Source organism: Deinococcus sp. Leaf326, from assembly GCF_001424185.1.
In the GTDB taxonomy this organism is placed as follows: domain Bacteria; phylum Deinococcota; class Deinococci; order Deinococcales; family Deinococcaceae; genus Deinococcus.
Genome location: NZ_LMOM01000020.1, coordinates 24,522 through 31,322, shown reverse-complemented (window position 1 = coordinate 31,322; position 6,801 = coordinate 24,522). Strand labels below are relative to the sequence as shown.

The following is a 6,801-nucleotide window of genomic DNA, read 5'->3' as shown; positions in this document are numbered from 1 at the left end:
GACCCACCCCACTCCATGCCGAACTGGGTCGTGAAACACAGCAGCGCCAATGATACTCGGCTGGCAGCAGCCCGGAAAAGTCGGTCAGCGCGGGGGTTTTTTTTATTGCGGGAGTAGCTCAGCTGGTAGAGCACTACCTTGCCAAGGTAGATGTCGCGAGTTCGAATCTCGTCTCCCGCTCCACAATCCCTCCACCTCCACCGAGGTGGGGGCTTTTTTGATGTGCAGGCAAGAAGTGTTGAGGAGTAAAAAAGGCGCCCTGGACAGAGCGCCTGCAATGAGCGGGAATTTTCAGAGACCGAAGAAGACGCGGTTCTTGACGATGAATTCCTGTTCGCCGCCGGGGACGTCCTCTTCAGGGAAGATGGCGCTCACAGGGCAGGCGGGGACGCAGGCGCCGCAGTCAATACATTCGTCGGGGTGGATGAGGAACTGGTCGCCAGCGTCGTAGATGCACTCGACAGGGCAGACTTCGGTGCAGGCCTGATCCTTGACGCTGACGCAGGGGCTCGTGATGACATGAGGCATGAAGAACAGTATGCACAGGTGATCCAGTGCTGACAAGGGCAAACATTGGGTTGCCGTCCCATTTTTTTCTGCGCCTGGACAATAAAAACCGAGCTTTCAGCTCAGGATTGCCGAACCAGGTGGCGCCGCGCCAGATCCAGGTCGGCCTCCTTGTCCACATCGGTGCCGACAGACGCGTGAGGCGTGACAAGCGCGCAGGCCCGCACGCCCAACAGGTCGCTGACCCGCTTCTCCAGCGCCTCGACGGTCAGGCGGCCAGTCAACAGACCCAGCAACACGCCGGGGCCGACGATGCCGGCCAAGCGTAGGGGAGCTTTACGGGCGGCCAGAATGGCCCGCAGGCGCGGCAGGAACTGACCGATGAGGGCGGGGTCAAGTAGGAAAAGATTGCCCCCCGTGAAGGTGCCGTCGCGCAGACGGGCGTAGGTGCGTTTGACGCCCGGATACTGGGCTTCACAGATCTCCCGCCTCACGACGGGATAGATCAGGGCGGCATCGGTAGAGGCGGCTTCCAGTACGTCGCGGACAGCCTGGGCACTCAGCATCGGGATATCGGCGGTGACGACCAGCACCCGCTCGCCAGGGGGGAGGCCGGTCGAGCGCAGCGCCTCAACGCCGGCTTCGAGATTGCTGAGCAGGGTGCCGTGATCGGTGACGCGGCCGTCGGTAAGCGCCTCAATCTCGGGTGTGGTGGGCCCGACGTACAGGACTCGCCGGACCCGCCCACTCTCCCGCAGGGCGCGCAGGACGTAGGTGGCCATCGCGGAGCCGGCAAGATCAATGAGGGGCTTGACCGACACACCGTGCGCGGCCGCAAAGGCGTCGCCCGGATCACCGCCGCCCAGCACCACCGCGCTCCAGGCGCCTGCTTCAGCTTGGTTCATTGCCGCTCAGGGTAGCAGAGTGACTCGGCAGGACCGGCACTGGCAGGCGCAGGACCGCCGTAAAGCCCTGACCGGGAGCACTGTGCAGAATGAGTTCTCCGCCGTGAAGTGCCGCTGCCCGCCGGGCCAGGGCCAGCCCCAGCCCTGAGCCCTCGCCGTGACGGCTGGTATCGGGCCGGTAGAACGCCTCGCCCAGCCGCGCGAGTTCCTCGGCCGGAACTCCGGGGCCGTCGTCCTGCACCGTGACCTGCGTGCCGCCCCTCTCCAGAGACGCCACCGTGACCGTCACGGTGGCGCCGGGAGCGTGACGGATCGCGTTCACGGTGAGGTTCCAGATGGCCTGACCGAGCAGTACCCGGTCGCCCATGACTCCGACCGGTGTGGGCGCAGCGAGGTCAATGTCGGCTTCGGGGGCCAGCTCGCGGGCGCGGTCCACAGCCTCGGCGGCGAGGTCGCGCAGCGGCACGGGCGACTGGCCGAGAGCCGAGGCGTCGCGCGACAGCAGCAGCAGGTGGTTGGTGAGGGCCGAGAGCCGCCCGAGGTCCCGCCCGACCTCACGCAGGTCGTGGCGGTAGCGCTCGGGGTCGCGTTCGCGGCTCAGGGTGCCCTCGACCCTGGCCTGCACGGCGGCCAGGGGACTGCGCAGGTCGTGGGCCGCGGCGCGCAGGAAACCCTGTTCGCGTTCGCGGGCGTCGGCCAGACGGCCGTAGCTCTGCTCCAGGGTCAGGGCCAGGCGGGCGAGTTCGTCGCCCTCGCCGCTGCCGGGCAGGGCGCGGCGCAGGTCGCCTCCGTCACCAATCTCGCGGGCCGCGCGTTCCAGGGTCCGCACGGGGCGCAGCAGCCGCCCGGCGACCGCCCAGCCGACGAGCAGCGAGAGCAGCAGGGCCGCCGGCAGCAGCCAGGCCAGCGCCCGCACGAAGGCCCGCCGCGCCTGCGACAGGGCGCGGGCATCGGAGGCGACCACCAGGAGGGCCGTTCCCTGTCGCAGAGGCCGCACGCTGAGAAGCTGGTCGCCGCGCCAGTACAGTCCGGCCGGGAGGTTCAGCGGGATGCCGCGCGGGAAGCCGGGCGTGCTGACGGCCTGAAGCCGGCCGCCCTGCGGGGTCACGAGCCGCAGTTGCAGGCTGCGTGTCTGGTCGTCCTCGGCGGTGAGGGACGCGAGGTCGCTTCCGTCCAGCACCAGTACGCCGATGCCGAAGGGCTGCGCGGCCTGCGCGGCCACCCGCTCGACCCGGTCCTGCAGGGCACTCACGGCGCTCAGGAGGCTCCCCTGCTGCGAGGTCAGGAGGTAGCGGTCCACCGCGAAGAACAGCCCCGCCGCCACGAGCACTGTCGCCAGCCCGGTTGCCAGCGCGGCCCACAGCGCCAGTCGGGCCCGCAGGGTCAGAGGCCGCCGGAGAGGGGAGAACAGGCGGAGGCGCTGCACCGGGCCTCAGCCTTCCACCCGGTAGCCGCGCCCACGCTCGCTGGAGACCGCCTCGGGGGCGAGCTTGCGGCGCAGGTAGCGCACGTACACGTCCACGATGCGGGCCTCGCCGCCGAATTCCGGGCCCCACACCCGGTCGAGCAGGTCCTCACGCGTGAACCAGTGCTCGGGACTGAGGGCCAGAGTTTCGAGGAGGCTGTACTCGCGGCCCGTGACGGCGACCTCCAGACCGTCCCAGAAGGCGGTGCGCGCCACCGTGTCCAGCCGCCCCCGTCCCCCGGCGAAGGCGAGCTGCGGCGTGCCCTGGCCACGTTCGCGCCGGGTCAGGGCACGCAGCGTGGCGAGCAGTTCGGGCACCGCGAAGGGCTTGACGAGGTAGGCGTCGCCGCCCAGGTCCAGCCCCTCGACCCGGTCGGCGAGGTCGCCGCGCGCCGTGAGAAAGAGAATGGGCGTGTCCTGCCCGGCAGCGCGCAGGTCGCGGGCCAGCGAGAAGCCGTCCAGACCCGGGAGCATCACGTCCAGGACCAGCAGACCGAAGTCGCCGGTCCTGGCGGCCTCCAACCCCGCTGGGCCGGTCTGGGCCCAGGTCGGCGCATAGCCCGCCTCGCGCAACGCGCCCAGCGTGGGCTCGGCGATCCGGGGGTCGTCCTCGACCAGCAGCAGCCTCATCGCCGCCCAGTGTAGGGGTGGCCGGTCAGGTGGAGGTTAAAGCCAGTACGAGGCTGTCTCGGTGGCGGGCCGTAAGGGCAGCTTAGTGACGTGCCCGGCGCGCTCGGCCAGCGCACGGGCTTCACGCTCGGCGCGGTCCTGCCCCAGCCAGCCGCGCCAGTAGCTGCGCAGCGCGGCAGTCACGAGGTCGAGCGCGACCGTCTCGCCGCCGGCCACGTCGTGGGCGGCGGGTTGGTACAGCAGATCGAGGTCCTTCAGGGGGCCGCCGTCCGGGCCGCCGACAGGCTGCCAGTAGGGCACGTCCACCGTGCGCAGGCCCAGGGCATGCAGGGCGCGGCGGCGGGTGACGGGGTCGGTGCCGGTCCGCGCCTCTGCGGCGCGCTCCTCTGCGGTCTGGCGCTCGCCGTAGACGCTGTCGGCGAACATCCCCGCCAGCCCGGCTGCCCGGACATCCTCCAGAGCCTGCCGCCACACCGTCCGGCCCACGCCCCGGCCCTGCGCGGCGGGCGAGACGCCCAGAAACGAGTTGAACACCGCTCCCCCGGGGCCCGTGCCGGGCAGCAGGCTGTAGACGGTTCCTCCCAGCACCTCACCCCGGGGCGTCTCAGCCACCAGGATGCGGTCCTCGCGGTCCCTGGACGCCCCCCGCAGCAGTGAGCCGAAAGCCTCGGGCGGAATGAGCATGTCGGGCGCGTAGTAGCTCGCCTCCTGAATCCTGCCGAAGGCGGCCAGAGCAGGGTCGTGCGGGTCGGTGACGCGGCGGACCCGCACGGACGGGTCGGCCGAGGTGGAGTAGGGGAGGTTCATGGAGACACCGTAGCGGTCAGGCGCGGTCCACACCGTTATCCTGGGGGGGATGACCGCCCCCGAATTTCCCTCTGCCGCCGCGAATCCGGCTCCTGGCTCCGGGCCGAGGGTCGCGCCCAACTTCATCACCGAGATCATCGAGCGCGACCTGCACAGTGGCAAGTATCCGCAGGTCGTGACCCGGTTTCCGCCGGAGCCCAACGGCTACCTGCACCTGGGACACACCTTCGCCAGCTTTCTGGACTTCCAGACGGCCCTGCAGTACGGCGGGCGCTACCACCTGCGCCTGGACGACACCAATCCGGCGGGCGAGAGCGTGGAGTACGCGCTGGGCATCCTGGCCGACCTGAAGTGGCTGGGCTGGGACTGGGGAGAGCACCTGTACTACGCCTCGGACAATTTCGGGCGGTACTACGCCTACGCCGAGCAACTGGTGCGCCAGGGCGACGCCTACGTGGACAGCGTGAGCGGGGCCGAGATGGCGCGGCTGCGCGGCGACGCCCGCACGCCCGGTACGCCCAGCCCCTACCGGGACCGCACGCCGGAAGAGAGCCTGGACCTGCTGCGCCGGATGAAGGCCGGCGAGTTCGAGGAAGGTGCCCACGTGCTGCGCGCCAGGATCGACCTCGCCAGCCCGAACATGAAGCTGCGCGACCCGGTGCTGTACCGCATCCTGCGCGCGCACCACTACCGCCAGGGCGACGCGTGGTGCATCTACCCGATGTACGACTTTCAGCACCCACTGCAAGACGCCCTCGAGGGCGTGACCCACTCCATGTGCAGCCTGGAGTTCGTGGACAACCGCGCGATCTACGACTGGCTGATGGAGCGTCTGGCCTTCGACCCGCGCCCCCACCAGTACGAGTTCGGGCGGCGCGGCCTGGAATACACGATCACCAGCAAGCGCAAACTGCGCGCCCTGATCGAGGGCGGGCACGTCGAGGGCTGGGACGATCCCCGGATGCCCACCCTGCGCGCCCAGCAGCGCCTGGGCGTGTCGCCGGAAGCGGTGCGGGCCTTCGCGGCCCAGATCGGCGTGAGCCGCACGAACCGCACGGTGGACCTCGTCGTCTACGAGAACGCCGTGCGCGACGACCTGAACTGGCGGGCGCCGCGCGTGATGGCGGTGCTGGACCCCCTGCCCGTGACCCTGTTGGGTGCGGAGGCAGCCACGCTCTCGCTGCCCTACTGGCCGCATGACGTGGTGCGCGACTCGCCCGACGGCCTGGTGGGCCTGCCCGGCGGTGGGCGGGTGGCCCCCGAGGCGGCGGTGCGGGACGTGCCTTTCGGTGCCGAGCTGTATATCGAGCAGGGGGACTTCAGCGCCGACCCGCCCAAGGGGTACAAGCGCCTGACGCCCGGCGGCACAGTGCGCCTGCGTGGAGCCGGGATCATCCGTGCCGAGCGCTTCGACACCGACGCGGAGGGCAACGTGACCCGCGTGTACGCCACGCTCCTGGGTGAGGAGGCCCGGGCGGGCGGCGTGATCCATTGGGTCGACGCGGCCCGCGCCCTTCCCGCCGAGTTCCGTCTGTACGACCGCCTGTTCCGGGTGGCGAACCCCGAAGGCGAGAATCCCGAGGACCCGGCCTCCGACTTCGTGGCTCCCGACTTCGACCCCGAGGGCATCGGCCACGAGAGCGAGGCGGCCCCGGTGGACGCGGGGTTCCTGCGCTTCCTGAACCCCGGCAGCCTGCGCGTGACGCGCGGCTTCGTCGAGGCGAGCGTGGCGAATGACCCGGCCGAGACCCGCTACCAGTTCGAGCGTCAGGGCTACTTCTGGCGCGATCCCAAGGAGAGCCGCGAGGACGCCCTCGTCTTCGGGCGCATCATCACGCTGAAGGACACCTGGGGCGCCCAGAAGCCGGAAGCGCCCCAGAAGGCCGGTCCGAAACGGGACGCGAAACCCGCCCCCAGGAAGGACGCCCCGGCCACGGCCGTACCCGCCCTGACGCCCGAGCAGGACGCCGAAGTGGCGCGTCTGGCCGCACTGGGGGCCGCCGACGCCGACGCCCGCACCATCGCCCGCGACGAAGTGCTGCTGGCCTTCGTGCGGGAGGCGGCGCCGGACGCGACCTTCGCCCAGATCGCCTCGTGGACCGTGAACGACCTCGCGCCGGGCCTGCGCGCGGGCGAGGTGAGGGTGGCGGCGGCCGACCTCGCACCGCTGGCCGCCCTGCTTGCCTCGGGCAGCGTAACCAACCGCGTGGCGCGCGACGTGCTGGCCCGCGCCGCGATGTCGGGCGAGGCGCCCGGAGTCATCGTCGAGCGCGAGAACCTGGCCGGGGGGCTGGGCGAGGACGCGCTGACCAGTGCCGTGCAGGAGGTCCTGAACGCCAACCCCGACAAGGTGGCCGCCTACCGGGGGGGCCGCGTGGCCCTGATGGGCTTTTTTACCGGGCAGGTCATGCGCGCCACCGGCGGCAAGGCCGACCCGCAGGCGGTCGCGGCGGCCCTCACGGCGGCCCTGAGCGCATGAGGGAGGCC

Annotated in this window: 6 protein-coding genes and 1 tRNA gene; 2 read left to right on the top strand and 5 right to left on the bottom strand. The window is 70.8% G+C overall.

Annotated features, from left to right (window positions below; genetic code table 11):
• The first annotated feature begins 107 nt into the window (after positions 1–107).
• A tRNA-Gly gene (locus tag ASF71_RS06970) sits at positions 108–183 on the top strand.
• A gap of 108 nt (positions 184–291) precedes the next feature.
• Here the strand turns inward: ASF71_RS06970 and ASF71_RS06965 are convergent.
• The 5 genes from ASF71_RS06965 to ASF71_RS06945 all read right to left on the bottom strand — a co-directional run bounded on the left by ASF71_RS06965 (position 292) and on the right by ASF71_RS06945 (position 4,314).
• A complete protein-coding gene (locus tag ASF71_RS06965; RefSeq protein ID WP_056297151.1) occupies positions 292–528 on the bottom strand; it encodes a ferredoxin in 237 nt (78 codons plus the stop codon).
• A 101-nt stretch (positions 529–629) separates the two neighbouring features.
• Positions 630–1,412 (bottom strand): NTP transferase domain-containing protein, encoded by a 783-nt coding sequence (locus ASF71_RS06960; protein ID WP_056297128.1) that lies wholly within the window; start codon positions 1,410–1,412, stop codon positions 630–632.
• Positions 1,399–2,838, bottom strand: coding sequence for a HAMP domain-containing sensor histidine kinase (locus ASF71_RS06955; protein ID WP_235514199.1), 1,440 nt, complete (start codon positions 2,836–2,838; stop codon positions 1,399–1,401). Before ASF71_RS06955 ends, ASF71_RS06960 begins: the two co-directional genes overlap by 14 nt.
• A gap of 6 nt (positions 2,839–2,844) precedes the next feature.
• Complete coding sequence (locus ASF71_RS06950; protein ID WP_056297123.1) at positions 2,845–3,507, bottom strand: response regulator transcription factor; 663 nt, start codon at positions 3,505–3,507, stop codon at positions 2,845–2,847.
• A 36-nt stretch (positions 3,508–3,543) separates the two neighbouring features.
• Positions 3,544–4,314: a GNAT family N-acetyltransferase gene (locus ASF71_RS06945; protein ID WP_056297121.1), complete on the bottom strand. Its 771-nt coding sequence runs from the start codon at positions 4,312–4,314 to the stop codon at positions 3,544–3,546.
• Between the two features lie 49 nt (positions 4,315–4,363).
• Between ASF71_RS06945 and ASF71_RS06940 the strand changes: the two genes are divergently transcribed.
• Positions 4,364–6,793 (top strand): glutamine--tRNA ligase/YqeY domain fusion protein, encoded by a 2,430-nt coding sequence (locus ASF71_RS06940; protein WP_056297116.1) that lies wholly within the window; start codon positions 4,364–4,366, stop codon positions 6,791–6,793.
• Positions 6,794–6,801 lie beyond the last annotated feature (8 nt).

Excerpts from the sequence above, each read along its gene's own strand:
- ASF71_RS06965 (WP_056297151.1), bottom strand. The coding sequence starts at position 528 with ATGCCTCATGTCATCACGAGCCCCTGCGTCAGCGTCAAGGATCAGGCC.
- ASF71_RS06960 (WP_056297128.1), bottom strand. The coding sequence starts at position 1,412 with ATGAACCAAGCTGAAGCAGGCGCCTGGAGCGCGGTGGTGCTGGGCGGC.
- ASF71_RS06940 (WP_056297116.1), top strand. The coding sequence starts at position 4,364 with ATGACCGCCCCCGAATTTCCCTCTGCCGCCGCGAATCCGGCTCCTGGC.
- ASF71_RS06950 (WP_056297123.1), bottom strand. The coding sequence starts at position 3,507 with ATGAGGCTGCTGCTGGTCGAGGACGACCCCCGGATCGCCGAGCCCACG.
- ASF71_RS06945 (WP_056297121.1), bottom strand. The coding sequence starts at position 4,314 with ATGAACCTCCCCTACTCCACCTCGGCCGACCCGTCCGTGCGGGTCCGC.